Genomic DNA, 21,976 nt, shown 5'->3' with positions numbered 1-21,976 from the left:
TCTAATTTTTTTGCAAAAGCAAGAATAGCTAAGTTCTCCATATAGCAAAAAATCATGAACACCTTTCGTCTATTTCTTAAATTTTTTTAGTTATGTCCCAGCCCCTAGTTAAAACTTTATAGTAGCTTTTGATACAGTTCAAAATTCTCTAAACCATATTCACTGTAGCCTAAATCAACCGTATCAATATACGCAAAATCATATTTTCTATAGAGGTTGATAGCAGGTTGATTTTTTTCATATACATCCAAGCGAATCATCTAGAAATGGAGCAGTTACGGATTATGCTACGACAGCAAGGTATCTTCTCTCTTCGGGAAGTTTGTGATTTATACTTAGAACCTGGTGGTACGGTTAGCCTAAAAAAATATGCTGAATTTGATACTGTCACACCAGCTATGCTTCATTTAAAAACGAAAGACGACACGATGAACTTCCTATTTGTGGATGAAGGAGAAATTAACGAAGAAATATTAAGGTATACGGGTAAATCCAAAGAATGGTTATATGATGAACTGCGCAAGGAAGGCTTCCCTACAATTCAGGATATTTTGTATGCGGAATGGTCACAGACAGATGGATTTTTCATCAAAACCTATACGAATAACAAAGAAGGTATCCGCAAAGGGAATTAAAATCGTAGGCTTAAGCTTGGTATATTATCAAAGTGAAACTAGGTTTGTTATTTGGGAGATTTAGGGGTAATATATATTGAATAAATTTAACTGTATGGAAGTATAGAGGGAAACTATGAGAAAAAAAGTTATTGTGTCATTAATGTTAATGACATTCCTTTCTGCTGTAGAAGGAACCATTATTAGTACAGCAATCCCCCGTATTACAAGTGATTTGTCAGGTGTCGAACTTGTGAGTTGGGTGTATGCCATTTATATGCTTGCCACCGCCGTTTCGACCCCAATTTACGGGAAACTAGCAGATTTATTTGGTCGCAAAAAAGTATTACTTATCGGCGCTGCCATTTTTTTAATCGGTTCTGCGCTTTGCGGTGTTGTAACCTCAATGGAACAGCTTATCGTCTTTCGTGCCCTTCAAGGTCTTGGAGCCGGCGCTATTATGCCTATTACAATGACAATTATTGGTGACCTATATAGCGAAGTGAAAGACCGTGCAAAAGCGCAAGGGTGGATAAGTGCCGTTTGGGGTGTCTCGGGTGTTATCGGACCATTAGTTGGCGGTTTTTTAGTTGACTCTCTTTCTTGGCGCTACATCTTTTTCTTAAACGTTCCTTTTGGCATTATCGCTTGCTTAATGATTGTCATTTATTACAAAGAATCTATTAGGCCTGCCAAACATCATATCGACTATCTTGGTGCAACAGTGTTCTCATTAAGTGCAATCGCTCTACTTTATGCATTATTAACAGGTAGCAGCAAAAACAACTGGGGAGACATGTCCATTATAAGTCTCCTAATCTTTGCCGTTGTTTCATTTATTATTTTCTTATTGGTAGAGAAAAAATCACCGGAACCATTAATTCCGTTAGCCTTATTCTCTAACCGTACATTATCAACTATCAATCTATTAACCCTTATCTCTGGTGCCATGCTTATCAGCATTACGATGTATCTTCCTATTTGGAGCCAAGGAGTGTTAGGGAAAAACGCAACAGATGCTGGGCTTATTTTAATGCCCTTACCTGTTATGTGGACAGTTGGTACATTATTCTCTAGTAAACTAGTAGGTCGCTTCAATACGAAACAAATCATTCTACTTGGGGTTAGCGTGCTATCCGTTGCCGCCTTCTCATTATTTACATTATCGACAGAGTCACCCGCTTTCCTTATTTATGTTGGGGTTGGATTATTCGGATTAGGCATGGGGCTTGTGACGCCTATTTACATGGTAACGATTCAAACAGCGGTTTCAAATCAAACACGCGGAACAGCCATTGGTTTAAATACATTTATCAATACATTTAGCCAAACGTTAGGAGCTGCAGTTTTCGGGGCGATGTTCAACACGATGATCCATGCACAAGGTATTCAAAAACTAGATCTTGTATCTTCTGGAGGACATGCCGGAACGACAGCAAACATAGCGACCAAATCACAAGAGGCATTAGCTTCCAGCGTACATTTTATTTATATGGGTACTTTTATATTAGCACTTGTAACGTTACTAATTGTTTGGTTCTTTTTAAAGCCAGCCCCACAAACTAGCGAGCTATAAAAATAGTGAATTTCAAATAAGCTATGGAGAGAATTTTTCTTTATAGCTTATTTTTTTCAGACATTATGGAAACATAAAGATTTGAAGTATAAACAGCAATCAATCAAAAAACACCTGAAATGAAAAATCCTATAATCGTTAATTTACCTAAATCAAATTTCCTTAATATATTTGCTATTAAAGAACCAATCAACAATCCCTCTGATATAGCTGCTAAAAAGTATGCATAGTATGCTTCGCTCCCTCTATAAGCTGCATATGAAGGTAAATTTGCTGTAACTGCTCATAACAAGAAATTGGCAATAATTGACCCCATTAAAAATTTCGGAATAAATGAGTTTTTTATAAATAAAGAACCTTTATAAAGTTCTTGCTTATATTCATAAAAAACTTCTTTAATATTAATCCCGTCGAATCCCCTATTATCTTCAGGTATTTTAATGAATATATAAAGCAACGTAGTGCACATGGATAAGGCAGATGATGTAATTAGCATGTTGATTGCACCATACTGTGAAATAATAATACCACTAGCAATTGTAAATAATATGACCAACACTTGATAGGTAAATGTCATTAATGAATTGGCCTTAACGAAGGAATCTTCTTCAATGATTTTCGGTAATACAGAGCTTTGGGTAGGATAGGTAAACTGTTGTACGATAGAAATGAGTGGCATCAATATTAAAATAATCACAACATTTAAACCGCCTAGATAATACAACAAAGGAATAATATATGAATTATCTTATAAAACGTTGTACAATTTGTGAAATAGAAAATACTATAACGCTTGTTAGAATAGCTAAAATCATCATAAGAATCGGTTCGATGGAAATATAATTATTATATAATCCAAATAACCCAACTGATAAGAAAATCACTATATATATATATGAAATGGAGAGAGAAATTAAGATAATACTAGTTATCCGCTGATCCACAATAACCTCCTTATTATTTATACCTTCTTTTTTTATTTTAGCTAACCATTTAATTACTTGATATCCACCAACAAATGAACATATCCCCATCAGCAATCCAAAATTCCCCCCCTTATTAAATTCTGAAATACTTAGATAACCAAAATACAAAAATATAAATAGATAAGCAACTAAAATAACCCATTTATTTACACGCATTCAAATTTCCTCCCTTATTTTAAGGCTTATTTTGCCCATGTAAAAAAGAATATTTTTTCTACAGGCTGGTTTAATACAGTAGCAAGCGCTAAAGCTACTCCGATTGTGGGCTCATACTTTTGTTTTTCAATAGCAATAATTGTTTGTCTGTGTACACCTATTCGTTTTGCTAATTCCTCTTGGGTTAAGTCAAGTGCTCTTCTAATATTTCTTACATTATTTTCAACCTTTTCCCGTTTCAAAATTTCTCACCTCTTTATGTATTGTATTATATACAAAAAGTAGTGTAAACTATACATTTTCTATTTGATTGTATAAACAGGTAAAGATTATAAACTTACGATGGCAATGGATGGGCGGCTTTAATGAATGTTGTACCTACTATGCAAAAAGCGTTATGGTTTTTAATCAAATCGCCAGTTAGTAGCTTATTACCTCTAATTTTAGAGGGACAACAGTGCAATAAAATTATTCAAGAGAATCCAATAAAACTAGCAGTCAGTTACTATGCTTTATTCAAGATTTTGACATTAATAAGTTGCAGTGGGCTGAATGTCCGATTCCAGAAGCTGAATTCATCAGTTAGAACACTTAAATTCCCTATATCTAAAATTAAATGATGAATAAGAATTTTTAAGGAATGTTACCGAACGACGCTTTGGGGACATTTTCATTTCCTCTATAATCGGACATTATCTTGAAAAAACATTTAGTCATATGTCAACTTCATATGATTAAATGTTTTTTATTTCTATAAAATTTTGGAAAATTTGTATACTTTTTTGTTTTACAATTGTTATATAGGTGAGTGATCACTACGAACTAAAAATGGATATCCAAAAGTTGGTGAAGTTTTGAATAGTATATGGGAGCAAATACTCCTTGGGCATGCAAAAATTGTATTTAAATATCTAATTAAAATTGGAGCAACGAGAGAAGATGCAGAAGATATTACACAAGAAACAATCATGAAAACAATTGAATGCCTCCAACAAATTGAACCTGAGAAAATGCGGGCATGGATGTTTAAAGTGGCAATTAATCGCTACTATTCTCTTTATAAAAAAAATACATCCTTGGTTACGTTAAGCGAGGTAGATTTAGAACGTTTATTGCCAGTGTTTGAACATGTAGAGAGCAATATATTAACGAAAGAGAAAGCTAGAGAATTGGAAGAAGTGTTGCATGTACTTCAGCCAACATTCCAGCAGCTACTCATTTTGAAGTATTACATGGAACTGTCGTATAAAGAAATCAGTGAGATTTTAGATGTGAAAGAAACACAAGTAAAGACGTATTTACAACGTGCGCGAAAAAGTTTTAAAAAGATTTGGGAGGAAAAAGGATATGAGCAACGAGAAAATAGATGATCTTTTCGATGTTAATAAAATGGAAAAAACGATAAGAAAAGCAAAGTGGAAGGCAAATTGGAGGGTGGTTATTATCTCCAGTATTGTTCTAATCGTTGTCATCATTGTAGGTGCCATTTTAAATCGGTTTATTACACATAAATTGGAAACCCCTGTCCAGTTTTCTGCTAGTGGATTTTATGAAATATCTGCACCGAATGAATTTATGGGAAAACTGGAACGTTATCAAGGATTTTTAGGGGGAGAAAATCGTTATACAACTTATAAAATCATTGAAGGAAAAGTTGTATATACAGGTCAAGAAAGATTTGGATATGGACTTTTCCGTGATGAAAATTTAAATCGGGTAGATATTACATCTCCAATTCTAATTGGTCCAACTTTGCATGAAGAAGATTTACAAAATCAACACTATAACGAATTAGGACAACGAGAAATGGTGTTTTTCTATCCGTTTTTGCAATATAAAACATATCGTAATGATTTAGCATTGCTTGATGATATTGGGGAGGACAAAATCATGGAAGTCGCCCTATCTTTTGATCAGGGCTATACATTTGACGAGGTGCAATCAATGATTTCAAATAATGTAACACTCTCATGGCTTTGGGTGGATGATGTTAATGAAAACACAGATGATTTTCAATATAAATATGTAAATGAAAACGGGGATATAAATGTATTAGGCAATTTACTTCGTTCAGAACACTCTGTCTATGGTCTTTCGCTGCTCGATGAAAATGGGGATAAAAAAGAAGAACCCGTTCATCACTTTATTGGAGCGATTGAGGCAAATCAACAATACAAAGCCTATTGGCAAGGAGAATTTAAACGCTTATATGAGACTCTTAGTGGTGCAGACGGTCAATTAACTGCGGATGACTTGCAATATTATGGCGCAGTTGTCACAGGTGATACACAAACCTTATCACAATTAAATGATCTTCCTTTTATTAAAGCTTCAACAATTGGAGTAATTACGGATAAGTACTAAAAATTTGGATAGGAACGAAGAAACGTCCCTATCCTTATTAAATTCAATATAATCTTAGTTCATTAAAAACTTATAAAGTATGCAAAATGAAACTAAATAACGTTCCTAAATGGAGGTTTGGATAGACACAGAATTCCCAAAAATACTGTTAAACCAACATCTTGGATTTTCCTTTGAATGTTTATACAGCTTTTTATGCAAATATATAAACAGGGCTACGATAGTACTTTTTAAGATTATACAGCGTGTGTTATCTGAATAAAAATCAGTATATTTGACGCTTTAAAACTGCATTTTTTATCGTTCCTATACTTCAATTACAGTGCCTTTAATTGAAAAACGATTTTCAACAATCGGGCACTTTTCTGGAGTAATGATAAAAGCCCCATTTCTCAATTTTAATGCGAGAAATGGGGCTTTTTTATATTTACTTATAGTGCAAAATAACGCTTATAATAAGCGTAAATTGCCAAGTAACTAACTTCATCTATAATTCTCACCATTTGGTTAATAAAGTGTATCAAGTTACAATCTGTGATACTTGTAGCTTTGGAATAAAGTTTAATCAAACGGTTGAAAGTTGAAACCTAAAAGACTAGAGATATCTTCTAATGAATCATCTGCTCCATCCGCTTTATCCCATTCATCAGGTCCACTCTCCCTAATTAAACTCGGCTGCACTATCTGAAATCTTCTCCCTTACCACCAATATACTCGCCCTCTTCTGAATCCCACATTGCTCCTGAAAATCCTTCAACATGCTCATATGCTCTACTAAATGGCTTTTCTTATAAACATGCCTAATTCTTCTGCGTCACAAATATTAATATTTTCGTTTCCACAAAAATCACAGTCACCTATTTCACCAATACTCTTAATAAACTCTTGAATTTCTATTTCATCAAAACATTTGCAACAACAATTTATAATATCCTCCTTAGCTAGAGTACTTATATTTTATATAGAACTATTAATTATTTTTCTTCACTTTTTTTACCATCTTACATACTTTCGGTAGAATAGTGGTGGGAATACACGTTATTCCCAAATAAAATATTAAGCAAAGGGGCATTATTATTTATAACTGATTTTAGGCTTAGAATGAAGAAAAGTGTAGATACGAAGTTACAAGAAATTAATGATGCTAAAATGGCTATTGGGAGATAAAAGTTTGGAGCGATACAGAAAGATATAAGTTGAACATGGAAACATTCACTTGGATTATAAATATAGATTCATTACTTTTCAAAAATGATAGCGATTATGAAGAATGCAAGATTACTTTTCAGAAAAAAATAGAAAGCAATGTCAAACGGAGTTTAAAAAACATTCACTTACTTATATTAAAATGACAAATAATGGATCAAAGTCCATTTTCCTACACAACGTGATACCTGCGCCACAAAAGCACCCAATTGTTACTGTAATTGATGCAAGATAAATTTGAAATTTAGAGAGAGGGATGTTACTTGAAAAGAAGCGTATTATATATTGAAGATAATGAGAAAATAGGCTGTTGGGTAAAAGAAGAACTGGAACAGCGAGGGTTTTCAGTTCAATGGCTACTTTCAGGTGAAGGAGCCGAAAGAGAAGTAAATCAGCATGAATTAGTTATTTTGGATATCATGCTACCCGGGTTAGACGGATTTACTGTGGGAAAACGATTAAAGAAGGCAGCTCCTGCCGTTCCTATATTGCTGTTATCTGCTCGAACATCGATAGAAGATAAAGTAGATGGTTTAAAATTTGCTGATGACTATTTAACGAAACCCTTCCATACGGATGAATTAGTTGCAAGATTAGAAGTATTAATCCGTCGAACTGTTGGAACACACTCCGAGCGCATTTCATTAGGAAATGATATTGAAGTAGATCCAGAAGTTCAAATGGTATACGACAAACGCACAGGTGAAGAAATTATATTAACAGGGAAACAACATCAAATATTAATGTACTTCTTACGCCATCCTAATCAGGTTTTACCCAAAGAACAAATCTATGAAGCCATTTGGCAAGAAGCTTATATTACTGGTGATAAAACAATAGTGGTGCATATCCATCGATTGCGTCAAAAGTTGGAACGTCATCCAGATTCCCCAGGAATTATTGAAACGTTGAAGGGAATAGGCTATCGGGTGAAACTATGAAACAGAATAGATCATTATTTCGCCGTTTTCTAAAAGTGCATTTTCTATTTATCTTTTTTCCTCTTCTTATGCTTATTTTCTTCACTGCGTTCGTTCCTGATAGCAATGAAAAAGAAATGAATATGTTAAATCTGTTTTACTTTACCGTACTTTTGTTTGGTTTTATTATTGTCGCATTTGTTGTAATATCTTGGCTGTTCTTCTTGAGACTTCGTAAACGTCTCACCCGCTTACAGGAAGCCATGTCATTTTCAGCTAATAATAATTCATTACCTAAACCAATATCTGTTCAAACGGATCGTATGGATGAAATAGACCAGTTAGGAAGTTCTTTTAATTGGATGATTCAGCAGCTTGAAAACAGTCGCAAGCGAGAATATGAAGAGGAATTATTACGCCATCGACTCATTGCGAATTTATCTCACGACTTACGAACGCCACTTACCATTTTAAGAGGACTTATCACCAGATTAAATAAAGAATCTATGAGTTTTGAAGGGCAAGGCTCATTAGCAGAGATGAACCATACGATTTCAAGAGTCGGAGATCTAATGGATGATTTACTTTCCTATACATTGCTTACATCAGGGAAACATCCTTTTCATCCCACTTCAACAGATATTGTACGATTAGTAAGAGCATCTGTCGCTGAGTGGTATCCTGCATTTGAAGAAAAAGAAATTCAGTTAGATGTTGATTTACCGACAGAGAAGACTTTTTATTGGGAAGCAGATCCTAAATGGATGACACGAGTTCTGGATAATTTATTTCAGAATATTCTTCGCCATGCAGCAGAGGGAAAATATACAAACATTGTGGTTGATGTAGAAAAAGAACTGATCATTGTTACAGACAGAGGTCCAGGTATGGATAACTCTTCCCATGAGGGTGGGGCGGGGATTGGTTTATCCGCTGCAAATTATATGTTGAAAAAAATGAAGCTGAAAGCTGACTTTACATCAAATGAAAATGGTACAAGAGTAGCTATTGGTAGAGCTTAACCTAAAGTTAACCTAGAAGTAAACAGCAAGATAACCGAGATTTAACTTTGCTTTTTTATAATTAGAACCATAACAGAAAGGGAGTGTTGTGGTTGCTTACGATTAATAACTTAGTCAAATATCGCGGAACTCAAGAAATCTTATCAGGTATCAGTTTTAAAGCTAGACCAGGTAGAGTAACTGGTTTTTTAGGTCCGAATGGGGCAGGTAAAAGTTCTACACTTCGCATCCTGCTTGGATTAGATCGTGCCACCTCAGGGAGTGCACTAATTAATGGAAAGCCATTCGCAGAATTACATAATCCTCTAGCAACAGTAGGTGCCGCACTTGATGGATTTGGAGCTCATCGTATGCGAACAGGACGAGCACATTTGCGTTGGATTGCTCGTGCCTCAGGATTATCTCGCTCACGTGTCGAGGAAGTTCTGGAAATAGTAGGTCTTACGAATGTAGCTGGTAAAAGAATCGGAAATTATTCCCTAGGTATGGGGAGAAGACTTGGATTGGCAGCTGCACTACTTGGTGATCCAAAAATATTGGTTTTAGATGAACCTGTAAACGGGCTTGACCCAGAAGGAATTCGTTGGATTCGGACATTTTTACGTGAACGCGCTGAGTCTGGAAACACGGTGTTACTATCCAGTCATCTAATGGGAGAGCTTGAAGAGACTGTTGATGATGTGGTGATTATTAATCATGGAAAAATCGTTGCAAATGGAACATTGAAAGAAGTAATAGGTAATCATTCCACGCTGGAGGAGGCCTTTTTTGCCCTGACATCTAAAAATGCAGGTGATGTTGTATGAGAGCATTTAACGCGGAACTATCTAAATTGTTCTCCCTGCCGGGTATTTGGCTTGCCTTTCTTATTGGAGCATTTGCCCCAGCGGTCATTGCAGCCTTGGACGGTACAGCACAAAAAGAGAAGATTATAGCTGGAGTGAGCACACGTCTATCGGAAGTTGGCTATATTGGTTTATGTCTTGGTGTGCAAGGTGTCATTATTCTTGGTGTGCTTGCTGTCAGCAGTGAGTATTTGACAGAAAGGAGTGACTCTGGTGGAGGAAATCAGATTACAACGAGTTTAACCGTTGTTTCATCCCGTTTTCACTTTTTGCTGGCAAAAGCAAGTGCAGTGACAGTGATCAGCATACTGCTTTCCATTGTTGCTATTCTAACAACTGTGACAGCAACAAATCTTATTCTTGGTGAATACGCCCCTGCATTTGAAGCATCTAGACTGATCGGCGCGGTTTGTTACTGGATATTTACTGCTCTTTTAGCATTTGGAATTACGGTTCTAACTAAAAATGGCGTTATCCCGCTTACTGTGCTTATGATAAATTCATCTGTTGTAACAATCTCTTACCTCCTTACTAAGGTTACAAAATTAGCGTTTTACTTACCAGATAAGGCTGGCTCTGATATGTTTATGTTTACGAGCGACAGTTTTCACACCCCATTCACAGGTGGTTTAATCATGTTTGCTTGGGTAGCTGTTCTTTTCATTGTCGCAGCCATTGTATTCCATAGGAGGGACGTTACATCATGAGTGTCTCTTCTAGTAGAAAGATAACACTAATCCTTGGTGCTGAACTGGAAAAATTAGTTACATTACCATTGGTATGGCTCACTCTTATGGGGACATTCATTCTAAATTTAGTTTTAGCAGCAGCTTTTACTTCTGTTGGTCTACAAGGGGCTGCAGGAACGCAAAGTATACTGAAAATAGGACTTGCTTCTATGGAATATCTTCAAGCAGGGTTCATTATTCTAGGTATCTTAGCTACTTGTTCAGAGTATACGGGTGGACAGATTCGAACTACTTTAACCACGATCCCTTGGCGAGGGTTTCAACTATCCGCGAAGCATTTAGCTTTAGCAATTGTAACCATTCCTATGGCGTTTATTATTGCTGCATCAGGTGTACTATATGCTTGTATTATGATGAGAGACACAGCATTAGTGATTGAAATAGACGCTATGATAAAAACTTTAGTAGGTGCAACCGGCTATCTAACATTAACCACCCTTCTCAGTGCAGCTATAGGTGTTCTACTCAGACGAACCACTCCTGCTTTAGTGGTACTACTTGGTCATTATTTCATTGTCAGTCCATTATTGAGAGATTTTTTACCCAGTATTAAAAATTATTTTCCGGATACGGCAGGATATTATATGTATATGCCGCCTTCCTCGGATGAAATAAATGTCCTTACACCAATACAAGGGACAGGTGTTTCAATGTTATGGACACTGATCTTTATTACAGTAGCTATTGTATTTTACCGTAAACGAGATGCCTAAGTTTAGGCTTCAGCTACTACCGGAAAAATACATATAAGAAAACAATCAACCTAAATAACGTTCCCAAATGCAATCTTAGTAAAGATTCAAAAATAGGAAATAACTACATTAATGGAGGTAGAAATGGAATCGCAAGTAAGTGTTGAACGTAAAGTGAAAAATAATGATGTAAAAACAATGATAGGGTTTCTACTCGTATTTTATTTGGTATGGACATTTAAAGAATTATGGTTAATTGACTACATTTATTCGTTCGGTGAAATAATCTCCCCATTATTAGAGACCTTGGTTAAGGGGTCTGTATGGATTGTTCCAACTTGGTTATACATAAAATATTATTTACATACTAACCCGTTTGACTACTTAAGAATGAACGTTAATGTTAAAAAAGGTTTATTTTGGGGAGTAGTTCTTTCACTGTTAGTTGGCTTATATTTTGCTTTTGAAACATATATCATTAATCAGCAATCATTTCAATTTTCATTATCCATTGATGATTACCTTAATGGTATTCTTATGGCAGGGCTAGCCGAAGAAATTGTTTTCAGGGGATTAATTTTACAAGAAATCAATAAAAAAATGGCTTTTTGGAAAGCAAATATTGTAACTGCTTTACTATTTTTGGTCATTCACTACCCAATTTGGATTTACAATGCTGGATTCTATGATTTCTTAATAGCTGGGACCCATATATATGTTTTTGCAATAGGTTTACTTTTTGGTTTTGTCTATAAAAAGACAGGTTCATTATGGTCGGTTGTGTTGTTGCACGCATTTCATAATTTTTTCGTTACCATTATTTAGCGGAAAAATATATTATTAATTAACTAACGTGGTACTTTAGTGCAACAAGGATTTATAATGTATACATCAATAAACTAAAAAACACATCAAAACAAAAAAGAGTTAATCTACAAACGTTTGTAGATTAACTCTGCCTTACTAACTGAACAGTAACAATTTTTTAAAAGAGCCATAATTTAAAAGTGCCTTCCTCTTTTGCATGAACTGAACCCCGAATAGTGGACACTTTAAAAAAGTGGACCTATTCGGGGTTTTTCTATTTTCAACGTTTGAAAACCCCGTTATACTAACCATACCATTTATGAACGGGAGCACATCATGAGTAAAATAATTTTTAACGAGCACCAACGCAGACAAATTGAAGCGAATCCAAATATCGCCTTAGTATCCGACCGCTCAATTCAATATACAGCCGACTTTAAATTGAAAGCTGTTCAGGCAAATTTACAAGGAAAAGGTCCAGTCCAAATCTTCAGAGAAACAGGATTTGACTTAGAGATGATAGGAATAAAGAAAGCTCAAAGTGCAATTAGCCGTTGGAAGAAAACATATCAAACACATGGTAAGGAAGGCTTTTACGAGGAACGTCGTGGAAAAGAGAGTACTGGTCGTCCACGCCTTGAAAACTTATCCGCAGAAAAAAACTTGAGAAAGCGGAAGCGCGTATATCTGCAATATAGAGGTGGTCAAAGGGCGTATTTATCATGCGTGAAAGATGTCGCAACACGAGAAATTGTAGCATATGAATTATCTACTACGTTAAAGATGTCCCTTGTCTATACGACGCTTGAAAAGTTAAAAACACATCTAGACGGCAATCTTCATCCGGAAGCGATGATTCACTCGGACCAAGGTATTCATTATACACACCCAGAATATCAGCAGCGTGTAAAAGAGATGGGACTTCTCCAATCAATGTCCCACAGAGGAAATTGTCTTGATAATGCGCCAATAGAATCGTTCTTCGGTCATTTCAAAGATGAAGTAGATTATAAACAAGCAGAAAGTTTGGCAGAATTACACACAATAGTGATGGACTATATGGACCATTATAATCACACACGAAAGCAATGGACATTAAAAAAGATGGCTCCGGCAACTTACCGAAGCCATCTCATTGCGGCTTAACTTAAAACTACATCCCTTTTTATTAAACTGTCTACAAAATAGGGTTCAGTTCACTTTATAGAATTCCCCTCTCTTTTCCAAAGATATTATTCTAAATTTTTAGTGCAACTTAAATCAAAAAAAGAAGAGCCAAAATTAGCTCCTCCACATCAATAATAGCTAGAATTTAATAAAGTACTTAATCATCTAAAATAGCATAAATATCACATAAAAGATATTTATGAATTATTTACGAATTAATAACAACAAACCAAAATAATTAATTCAATAATTAAAAAATCTATCAAGCGAAAAACGCAAGACTGGAAGCACTATGTCCTTTATTCCCAAGTAAATTCTACTGACAATACTACTTCAGATATTTCAAAAATTCCCCAAAATCTTCAAGTTGTGTTCCGGAAAAATTGTTGGATTCGCTTTTTATCATTCGATTAATTACTTTAGTATCTCCAAAAACTCTCTGCGAAAAGATCCTCCAATACTCTTATTTCTCTGTATTTTTGTATTTATGCATGTTGTTTTGTTGGTGCCAATACGATTTCCCGAATATTCACATTTTGTGGTTGATTAAATACAAAATAAATTGTTTCTGCAACTGTATTTGGATTTAGACCACCATGAATAGATTCCTTCCATTCTGTATAGCTCTCTTTAATTTGTTCGTCAGATGTGTGTGATAGTAATTCTGTCTCAACTACACCTGGCGCAATTGTTATAACACGTACGTTATGCTTCGAAACCTCTTCACGAACATTTTCGCTCATTGAATGAACTGCGAATTTCGTCCCCACATATGCCGCATGATCAGCGAATGTCTTCTTTCCAGCAATAGAGCTTACATTAATAATAGTTCCTGTGTGGCGCTCAATCATAGAGGGAAGTACTGCTTGCATTCCATTTAATAAACCTAACACATTCACATCATACATTTCTTTCCATTCACTAGGGTTTTGAGTAGCGATATCTCCTAATAACATACGTCCAGCATTATTTACGATTGCTTCCACTGGTCCAAATTTGGCCTCAGCTTCCATAAGAACTTTATTTAAAGCTTCTCTATCTGTTACATCCACACTCGCTTTCATTACATTGTCACCTGTAAATTGTTCTAACAAATATGCACGACGAGCTATAACTAAAACATTATGACCGTTCTCCACAAATTTCCTTGCTGTAGCTTCACCAATACCTGATGAGGCACCTGTAATTGCAATAAATCCTGTTTTCATTTTGATTGTCACTCCTACTTTGATTTCTAAGTAAAATCAGTTTACAATTGAAGCTACTTGAGGTAAAGTAGGCACCTCTTTGTCCTTTAGTAACCTTGAGGTACTTATTTAAGGGGGACAATGAATTGAATCAGAAAAAATATTTAAATGAGTTTGATGCAACGATGCAAATCATTCAAGGGAAATGGAAAATAATGATTTTATATGAACTATACGAGAACCCTCTCAAACGATTTGGAGAGCTTCAAAGATATATTGAGAATATTTCACATAAAACACTATCCAGACAATTAAGGGAACTAGAAAGGGATGAACTAATTATAAAAACTGTTTATCCAGAAGTTCCTCCTCGAGTAGAATATTCCCTAACTAAAAAAGGATTATCCCTTATTCCTTTACTCGATATGATTTGTGAATGGGGAATTACTTATGTAAATAGGGAATATTTAGAACGTGTGTTATGTGAGTTTGAGGAGTAATAAATAAACAACCGATTATTTGTTCATTGAAGATTCGGTTGTTTTGTGCTTAAATCTTTTCCTAGAAATAGGATTCTGATAAATAAATTTTTTTAATGTAACCAATGCTTATTAAATGATTTTTCTCAATCTCTACAGAGACTCTTAAATTTAATTTGATTTAACGGGGCATTAGTTGAAAGAAAACAAATATGGAATATAATACAATAATTAAATTAAGAGGTTTTAGCTACTAGTCTAGTTGAATGAAGGCGGTGACAACAGCCACCGCTATAACAGCCCCAGAAATCGATTAGCCTAATATAGAAATTCGAGTCAATACTTTTGTGATACGTCCTTGGAAAAGTTGATTAAAATTACCAATAATTATTAATTATATATTGCGAAGATAATAATGATTGTTGAAATAATCGCTACAACGATGAACGAATTTTTTCAAATAAATATAAAAATCCTGGAATGGGATATGACTAAATGTTTAAATAAATCAATTGATTAGCTGAATAACTGGGATTAAAAAACTCAGACTGAATTTAATTGTATAATTATGTTGTAATCCTTTACCACCCCGTAATTTCACAATCTTTAACGGTCTAATTTTAGTCATAGCATAGCTAAACTATTTGCACCCACTACGCAAGTTCCTCAATAATTATAATCATAATAACAAATCCCATAAGTGAGGCAGCTAACTTTAAAGAAGAATCACCTTGCAAACCATTTTAGATAATAGCGTTACTAGTTTACTACACCATAGTCATTTAATACCTATACAATGTATGAACATAAGATCGAAATAGACGGTATTAAATTCGACCTGTATAATTCAATATGCCATGATTCGTATAGGCTGCTTATAGATGGTGGAAGAGACAAAGGTAAAATAAGTGCCCCTTTATAAAAGCAGGAAAACCCTTGCTGCAACACGCAACAAGGGTTTATCTTTTTGTTATTAGACTGGAGACTGACTCATCTATATCGAGATCATTTAGTAAATCTTTTATGTCATATTGAGTCACTAAAATAGGCATTAATATTTGAATTGGTTAACAAGTGCTTTTAACTCATCCGCCATATGAGAAAGTGATTGAGCAGATGCATTAATTTCTTCCATAGATGCTAATTGCTCTTCTGTAGAAGCAGCAACTTCTTCTGATGTAGCAGCATTTCCTTTAGCGGTAAAAGCCAAATCCTCCGTAATAGCTGCAACCTCTAAAACGCTAGCTGACATCTGTTCTGATGAGGAAGAAACTTCCTCCATTTTGGGAGTAATTTCTTTCATACTTGTCATTATCACTTGAAACTTGGCAATCGCTTCATCTGATACTCGTAAGCCATTTAGTACATCTTCTGCTACTTTAGCCATAATGCTTACAGATTGTTCAGTGTCTGCTTGAATTCCATTTATTAGGTCGAAAATTTGTTTTGCTGAATGTTGTGATTGCTCTGCAAGTTTACGTACTTCATCGGCTACTACTGCAAAACCTTTCCCCTGCTCTCCCGCCCTTGCAGCCTCGATAGCCGCATTTAGGGCAAGTAAGTTCGTTTGATCAGTAATGCCTGTAATAACGTCTAAAATAGACGTTATTTGTCGTGAACGTTCATGTAACGTTTGAATTTTTTTGTTTGAATCTGATACTGATAGATGAATTGAATTCATTTGAACTTTTGTATCTTGGACTGCTTTCCCACCTTCATTTGCCTGAACAGTAGCTTGCTGAGAGAGATTGGTTACAGCGGAAGATATTCCTGCAATATGAAGGATTGCTTTTGATAGTTCATTTAAAGATGCAGCATTCTTGCTTGCATTTGTTGTTTGTATATCTGCACTAGTAGCAACTTCTTGTACAGCAATCGCCACTTGCCCAGTTGCCATACTAGTTTGATTGGCATTAGCGGTTAGCTCTTCCGCAGAAGAGGCTACTTCTTCTGCATTTACTTCTACTTTTTTTATTAGTGTTCGAAGACTATCCTGCATGTCATTGAAAGCTTGGCCCAATTTTCCAATCTCATCATTAGATGTGATGGAAACTTTTTCAGTTAGATTACCTTTACTGATTGTCACTGCACTTTCTTTTAAATTTTCAATTGGTCTAATGATACCTTTTATCACAAAATGAACTGCAATGGCACTTACCACAATAGCAATAGCTAATATAAGAATAGTGTTAAATAATATTGTTGCAGCAGCTTTGTCTATTTCTTTAGAAAAGATAGTCCCTGTAATTTTCCAGTTCGTCAATTTATTCGTTGTAAAAAATAATATTCGTTTATCACCTTCATATACATAATCATATGTACCAGATTCTTTCTCGTACATATGATTAAAGAAGCTCTCTTTCACTTCCCCCCCACCCTCTAAAGTAGGATGCGAAATAACTTTCTTATTTTCATCAAAAATAGAAGAGTATCCATCTTTTCCTATACTAATAGATTCTGACATTTTTTTGTAAATCTGTCAATTTAAGATCTACTGCCACAACCCCTGATTTGTCTTTTAACTGCTGAGCAATTGTAACAATCATTTCTCCGGTACCCTTACCTTTGTAAGGCTCTGTTATAAAAGAATCTCCTTCAATCTCTACAGCTCCTTTATACCAATTTCTTTCTATTGGGTTAAAATTAGAAGTAGTAACCAATTTCGGTTCTTGAATGAATGTGCCATTCCATCGCTTATTATTATTCCTTTTATTAGCTCATACAGCAGATTAACAGCTACAAGTTATTTCTTCGTTCAACAAGTCCTCCACTACTATTAAAAACTCGTATTCAATATGTCTATCTTTCTTTAGGAACTACCTCTTTTTGTCTATGACATTTTGTTTTTAAAAAGTGGTAGTGAGTTCGAGCTTAATTAATTTTTCTAATTTTAGCCACAACCAATAGTAGAAGCGGGAGGAGTAACCCATAGGTAGCAACGAAAGGAATCCAAGGACCTTTGTTGTAAATATCTGAATGAAGTATATCAGGATGAATAAAATAAGATAGCAGTATTAAAGTAAATCCTAAAGGTAAATTAAGAACTCGATAGTTTTTTATTTTTAGGATTTGTCCTAGACCGATAACAGATGCATAATAGTAGATTAACGTTTTAAAAAAGATAGTAACAATCCACATAAAAGCCATAATAACTTCTATACGCTCAATAAAATTACCAATGGTGATAAGTTTGGCTAAGTCATAACCTGGATATCTGGAGTGTGCAGTGTTATTAGGATTTAAAACTAAAATACATAAAGTAACTATAATTATTAATACAACTCCGCCTACAATAGTGCCTATATAAAATCCTTTTCGTGCTTCCTTTTTATCCCTAAGAGAGACAGGAAATATCATTAACAAAGATACCATTGGAAGCGAAAAAAAACTTATAAAAAGCAACACACCATATAATATGGGTTTTGGTCCATCCTCTAATACAGGCTGAATATCTTCAATACGTATCTGAGGAGAAATTAAAAAAATAAATAAGATGAAAAAAATAAAAAATAGAGGAAATAAAATTTCTGCCGAGCGAGAAAAAGTTTCTAAACCTAAACTACAACCTAAGATAATAATAAGCCCAAAAAGTATACTAAACGAATATGCAGACATATCATGCATGATACTTGTATTCATAAAATCACTAACAAAATATAACAGTTCCCCCGCTGTCATAAAGGTAAAAAAAACAAAAGTAAGTGATACAACATTCCCTATCCACACACCCAATACCTTCCTATTAATCTCTACGAGGGACATATTTGATGAGATATTACCTGTTGCAATAAAAATTTTTACTATTACCAAACTGATGAGTACAGCTAAAATAGAGCTTATCCAAGCATCCTGTTTAACTTCCCCCACAATAGTTCCAGGGAGGATTAAAAAACTTGTACCAATTGCATAAAAAGTAACAATTATTGTGAATTGACGGGCACTTATAACTTGATTCTCCACTGTTTTTTACCCCTTTTTTTATTTAATGCAAAAGCTATTTCTAACTAAGTAAAAATACGTAGAATGACATCGCTTACAGGTCTATAAATGAAGGAAATCCCATCTATAGGATTAGGTACTTTAACTTGGAAAGCCATAGCAATACCTAATCCTGTAGCAAATAGTAGCAAAATGGAGAAAACCCATATTTCCTTCAGATTATTACTTGAATGAAGATAAGGAAATTCAATAAGAATTATTGTACTTGATATAATTAATATTCCTGTAATGGCTAGCATAATCTATTACTCCTTTTTCTTAATGCAAAATAGAATTTATTTTGGTACCTGACCCAATAGTTTTTACTTCAACAGATACATTAACTTCTAAATAAGGGAACAATTCATGCCATTTATCTTCTATTTTTCTCCATTCTTTATAATCAGTTCGATGAATTACTTCTCCAAATCCTAATACATCGACTTGATAATCCTTTTGAATAGTATCAAGGGCTTCTCCTACAATTGTTTTCACTCGGTCTTCTGTTTTTTTATTAATGTAGGCATTCGTTTCTTCTTTAGAAAGGTCAATAGAACAATTTACCTCCCCCACATTTTGTTTAATATTAATGTTAACATGAATAGACGGTACCCCATTTTTTACTTTTCCCTTCACTTTGGTTTTAACCTTGGATAGTTCTATCGATAAATTTCCTTCTTTGGGACATGCTATAACTCCTAGAGTGTTGTTTATATTATTTTTTAAATAGTTGTAGCCTTTGCTTTCATCTTCTGTTAGTAGGCCGACTAATTTATCTTGCTTAAATACTGCTAACCCTGAGTACTTTAATTTAGCTGGAGGATCAATTTTCTCAATGTTAATCCGCTCTTTTCCGAGGTCTGCCTCTCCGTCAATACGAATATTAGTTAAAACTGCGCTCTGTCCTTTCTTACTAATTTCATTAATTAAATCATGTATATGAATATAGCTAGTGGGGGCCCACACTTTTTCTGATACTTCAAGGGAGTTATACATTTTACTTGCAGGAATTTTATCTAAAGGTGTATATATGGACAAAATATCCTTTGCAGTTGTTTCATCCGATACAATGACATAAAAATCACTTCTTAATTCATGATCTCTAGAAAAAAAATCCAACGATTCACTTATTCCATTTTTAGCCAATTCTTCTCCTAGAACAAGTATTTGAATATGTGAAAAATAAGGTTTACGTGGAGTTACAGTTGTTGATTGTCTAATTGCTTCAAATACGCTTTTCCCTTTTGCATGATAAGTTACAACCGGTGACCTACCACTATTCCCTTGTTTAGAGGAAACTTCAGACGGATTTACAACTTGAAGTGATACCTCATACCCATCTTCCGCTTTATCAATCCCCATACCTACAACGATAGCAAGTTCGTTAAGTTCACGCTTTCCCCCACAACCACTAATAAATAAGGCAAACAAAATAAACAAGAATATCAATGTTTTTCTCATAAAATTCCCCCTCGTGTGAAAAGATTTACTCCCTTCCTTTTGTCTTTGTATTTAACGGGTTAATCCCCCTTGTCTTATTATTCGGACTTAGTAAACGAGACCGATTTAATAAAGCCCAACGCGGAAAGCGTAGAATAGAGTCTTTCTGTTCAGATGGAATAAATGGTGCAAACGGGCTCATATAAGGAACACCAAACGAACGAAGACTACACATATGAAGAATTAAAGCGATAATACCAATCATCACTCCAAACAAACCAAAAATTGCTGCTAAACCCATCATAGGGAAACGTAATAGCCGAAATGTATTAGATAGGCCATAAGAAGGAAACAAAAAACTACAAATAGCAGTTAACGATACAACGATAACCATAACGGCAGAAACTACTCCAGCCTCTACTGCTGCCTGACCAATCACTAATGTACCTACAATAGAAACTGCCGGTCCAATTGTTCTAGGCATTCGAAGCCCTGCCTCTCTTAAAATTTCAAAAGCAATTTCCATTATTAACGCTTCTGCTATGGCTGGGAAAGGGACCCCTTCTCGCTGAGCTGCAATACTTAATAACATAGGCGTTGGTAACATTTCTTGATGAAAAGTAGTAATGGCTACATAAAATGAAGGACCTAATAGAGCAATTCCTATTCCTAAATAACGCATAACTCGAATAAGGCTACTTACATCCGAGCGTTGATAATGATCTTCCGCCGCTTGTATAAAGGAAGTAAATAGAGCAGGCACTATAAGAACAAACGGTGTACCGTCTACTATAATTGCAACTTTTCCCTCCAATAGTTCGGCAGCAATTACGTCAGGGCGTTCAGTATTATATACAGTTGGAAAAGGAGTCAACGTAGTGTCTTGAATTAGTTCTTCTATATAACCACTTTCTAGTATTCCATCAATATCAATTCGATCTAGACGTGTCAAAACTTCTTTAACGACTTTATCATTCGCAATACCGTTGATATACATAATAGAAACATCCGTCTTAGTATATTTCCCTATAATTCTAGACTTCACCCAAAGGTTAGGGTCTTTTATTTTTCTGCGAATTAATGCTGTGTTTGTCCTCATTGTTTCAGTGAATGCTTCGCGAGGTCCACGTATTACTGATTCAGTTACAGGTTCAGAAACTTCTCTCCCATTTATACTTCTTGTACTTGTAGAAATTCCTTTGGAATGACCATCAAGCAATATGACCGTATCTCCATTTAAAATAGAGCTATATAAAGCATTAAAACTAGTAATATCCTTGATATCTCCTATAGTTAAGCAATAGTCTTTTAAGAAATTAATGATATCCTCAGAGATGTGAACATCCATTCTTTCCATATCTAGCATCAAAGATTCCATAATAAAATTAGAAATAATTGTCTGGTCAACTAAGCCGTCAGTGTATATAATTCCAACTGATTGATCTTTTAGTTTCCCTATTTTTATTTCACGAATAATAATATCGTTACTATCACCAATAGTTTTTTTTATCTGTTTGATGTTATTTTGAAGACTTGAATTTAGAGTTTCATCAAAATCTTTACTTTTTTTTAATTTTTCATTTTGTTCATTGGAATCAGAGGACCATTTTTTATAAAAACTCAATGCCAAAACACCTCTATTTATATTTTTTTATAAGTATCCTGAATTATTCACCAAAATCTAATACTTTAGGAATTTCATGAGATTTATAATGCTCAAGTACATTTGTACCGAGAAAATAGTCTAGTTATTGAAGATTGAAAATGAATCTTGAGGGAAAACCAATT

At 34.7% G+C, this 21,976-nt stretch carries 20 protein-coding genes and 1 pseudogene; 12 read left to right on the top strand and 9 right to left on the bottom strand.

Translation table 11 applies throughout. The features are described from left to right. The first annotated feature begins 227 nt into the window (after positions 1 to 227). Complete coding sequence (locus tag C9J37_RS22940; RefSeq protein ID WP_107897252.1) at positions 228 to 635, top strand: DUF421 domain-containing protein; 408 nt, start codon at positions 228 to 230, stop codon at positions 633 to 635. A gap of 115 nt (positions 636 to 750) precedes the next feature. Beyond that, positions 751 to 2,190 carry an MDR family MFS transporter gene (locus tag C9J37_RS22935; protein WP_107897251.1) on the top strand — a complete coding sequence of 480 codons (1,440 nt, stop codon included), beginning with the start codon at positions 751 to 753 and terminating at the stop codon, positions 2,188 to 2,190. Positions 2,191 to 2,473: 283 nt separating this feature from the next. On the opposite strand, the gene C9J37_RS22930 is transcribed toward C9J37_RS22935, so the two are convergent. From C9J37_RS22930 to C9J37_RS22920, 3 genes are read right to left on the bottom strand one after another with little or no spacing between them, the layout of a single operon-like run. Continuing rightward, the gene (locus C9J37_RS22930; RefSeq protein WP_107897250.1) at positions 2,474 to 2,887 is read right to left on the bottom strand and encodes an MFS transporter; all 414 of its coding nucleotides are present in this window, start codon (positions 2,885 to 2,887) and stop codon (positions 2,474 to 2,476) included. 46 nt (positions 2,888 to 2,933) lie between these two features. Next, positions 2,934 to 3,332 carry a hypothetical protein gene (locus C9J37_RS22925; protein ID WP_107897249.1) on the bottom strand — a complete coding sequence of 133 codons (399 nt, stop codon included), beginning with the start codon at positions 3,330 to 3,332 and terminating at the stop codon, positions 2,934 to 2,936. 26 nt (positions 3,333 to 3,358) lie between these two features. Beyond that, positions 3,359 to 3,574 carry a type II toxin-antitoxin system RelB family anti-toxin gene (locus tag C9J37_RS22920; RefSeq protein ID WP_107897248.1) on the bottom strand — a complete coding sequence of 72 codons (216 nt, stop codon included), beginning with the start codon at positions 3,572 to 3,574 and terminating at the stop codon, positions 3,359 to 3,361. A gap of 612 nt (positions 3,575 to 4,186) precedes the next feature. Between C9J37_RS22920 and C9J37_RS22915 the strand changes: the two genes are divergently transcribed. From C9J37_RS22915 to C9J37_RS22875, 9 genes are all read left to right on the top strand, one after another. Next, positions 4,187 to 4,702 (top strand): RNA polymerase sigma factor, encoded by a 516-nt coding sequence (locus C9J37_RS22915; protein WP_107897247.1) that lies wholly within the window; start codon positions 4,187 to 4,189, stop codon positions 4,700 to 4,702. Beyond that, on the top strand, positions 4,680 to 5,696 hold the full coding sequence (locus C9J37_RS22910; RefSeq protein ID WP_107897246.1) for an anti sigma factor C-terminal domain-containing protein: 1,017 nt from the start codon (positions 4,680 to 4,682) through the stop codon (positions 5,694 to 5,696). The genes C9J37_RS22915 and C9J37_RS22910 overlap by 23 nt, the downstream gene beginning before the upstream one ends. 1,469 nt (positions 5,697 to 7,165) lie before the next feature. Next, positions 7,166 to 7,843 (top strand): response regulator transcription factor, encoded by a 678-nt coding sequence (locus C9J37_RS22905; RefSeq protein WP_107897245.1) that lies wholly within the window; start codon positions 7,166 to 7,168, stop codon positions 7,841 to 7,843. Further along, positions 7,840 to 8,844, top strand: a complete 1,005-nt coding sequence (locus C9J37_RS22900; RefSeq protein ID WP_107897244.1) for a sensor histidine kinase — start codon at positions 7,840 to 7,842, stop codon at positions 8,842 to 8,844. Before C9J37_RS22905 ends, C9J37_RS22900 begins: the two co-directional genes overlap by 4 nt. Positions 8,845 to 8,936: 92 nt before the next feature. Then, positions 8,937 to 9,650, top strand: a complete 714-nt coding sequence (locus tag C9J37_RS22895) for an ABC transporter ATP-binding protein (RefSeq protein WP_107897243.1) — start codon at positions 8,937 to 8,939, stop codon at positions 9,648 to 9,650. A 26-nt stretch (positions 9,651 to 9,676) separates the two neighbouring features. Then, a complete protein-coding gene (locus tag C9J37_RS22890) occupies positions 9,677 to 10,396 on the top strand; it encodes an ABC transporter permease (protein ID WP_235617215.1) in 720 nt (239 codons plus the stop codon). After that, complete coding sequence (locus C9J37_RS22885) at positions 10,393 to 11,151, top strand: ABC transporter permease (RefSeq protein ID WP_107897241.1); 759 nt, start codon at positions 10,393 to 10,395, stop codon at positions 11,149 to 11,151. Before C9J37_RS22890 ends, C9J37_RS22885 begins: the two co-directional genes overlap by 4 nt. A gap of 123 nt (positions 11,152 to 11,274) precedes the next feature. Further along, entirely contained in the window at positions 11,275 to 11,955 is a 681-nt protein-coding gene (locus C9J37_RS22880) for a CPBP family intramembrane glutamic endopeptidase (protein ID WP_107897240.1), read from the top strand. Positions 11,956 to 12,273: 318 nt separating this feature from the next. Next, a complete protein-coding gene (locus C9J37_RS22875) occupies positions 12,274 to 13,083 on the top strand; it encodes an IS3 family transposase (RefSeq protein ID WP_107897239.1) in 810 nt (269 codons plus the stop codon). Positions 13,084 to 13,589: 506 nt separating this feature from the next. Here the strand turns inward: C9J37_RS22875 and C9J37_RS22870 are convergent. Then, positions 13,590 to 14,312, bottom strand: coding sequence for an SDR family oxidoreductase (locus C9J37_RS22870; protein ID WP_107897238.1), 723 nt, complete (start codon positions 14,310 to 14,312; stop codon positions 13,590 to 13,592). A gap of 125 nt (positions 14,313 to 14,437) precedes the next feature. Here C9J37_RS22870 and C9J37_RS22865 point away from each other — a divergent pair, with 125 nt between their 5' ends. Then, on the top strand, positions 14,438 to 14,791 hold the full coding sequence (locus C9J37_RS22865) for a winged helix-turn-helix transcriptional regulator (RefSeq protein WP_235617214.1): 354 nt from the start codon (positions 14,438 to 14,440) through the stop codon (positions 14,789 to 14,791). Positions 14,792 to 15,821: 1,030 nt separating this feature from the next. Here the strand turns inward: C9J37_RS22865 and C9J37_RS22860 are convergent. The 5 genes and pseudogenes from C9J37_RS22860 to C9J37_RS22840 form a co-directional block, all read right to left on the bottom strand. After that, positions 15,822 to 17,457, bottom strand: a pseudogene (locus C9J37_RS22860) (methyl-accepting chemotaxis protein); the annotation flags it as partial. 184 nt (positions 17,458 to 17,641) lie between these two features. Next, positions 17,642 to 18,730, bottom strand: a complete 1,089-nt coding sequence (locus tag C9J37_RS22855; RefSeq protein ID WP_107897237.1) for a GerAB/ArcD/ProY family transporter — start codon at positions 18,728 to 18,730, stop codon at positions 17,642 to 17,644. A gap of 44 nt (positions 18,731 to 18,774) precedes the next feature. Next, positions 18,775 to 19,008, bottom strand: a complete 234-nt coding sequence (locus C9J37_RS22850) for a hypothetical protein (RefSeq protein ID WP_107897236.1) — start codon at positions 19,006 to 19,008, stop codon at positions 18,775 to 18,777. A 19-nt stretch (positions 19,009 to 19,027) separates the two neighbouring features. Further along, on the bottom strand, positions 19,028 to 20,209 hold the full coding sequence (locus tag C9J37_RS22845) for a Ger(x)C family spore germination protein (RefSeq protein ID WP_107897235.1): 1,182 nt from the start codon (positions 20,207 to 20,209) through the stop codon (positions 19,028 to 19,030). Positions 20,210 to 20,234: 25 nt separating this feature from the next. Then, on the bottom strand, positions 20,235 to 21,812 hold the full coding sequence (locus C9J37_RS22840) for a spore germination protein (RefSeq protein WP_107897234.1): 1,578 nt from the start codon (positions 21,810 to 21,812) through the stop codon (positions 20,235 to 20,237). Between the last annotated feature and the right edge of the window lie 164 nt (positions 21,813 to 21,976).

The organism is Lysinibacillus mangiferihumi (assembly GCF_003049665.1).
In the GTDB taxonomy this organism is placed as follows: domain Bacteria; phylum Bacillota; class Bacilli; order Bacillales_A; family Planococcaceae; genus Lysinibacillus; species Lysinibacillus mangiferihumi.
The sequence above is the reverse complement of the archived record's forward strand: the minus strand, read 5'-3'. Positions and strand labels throughout refer to the sequence as shown.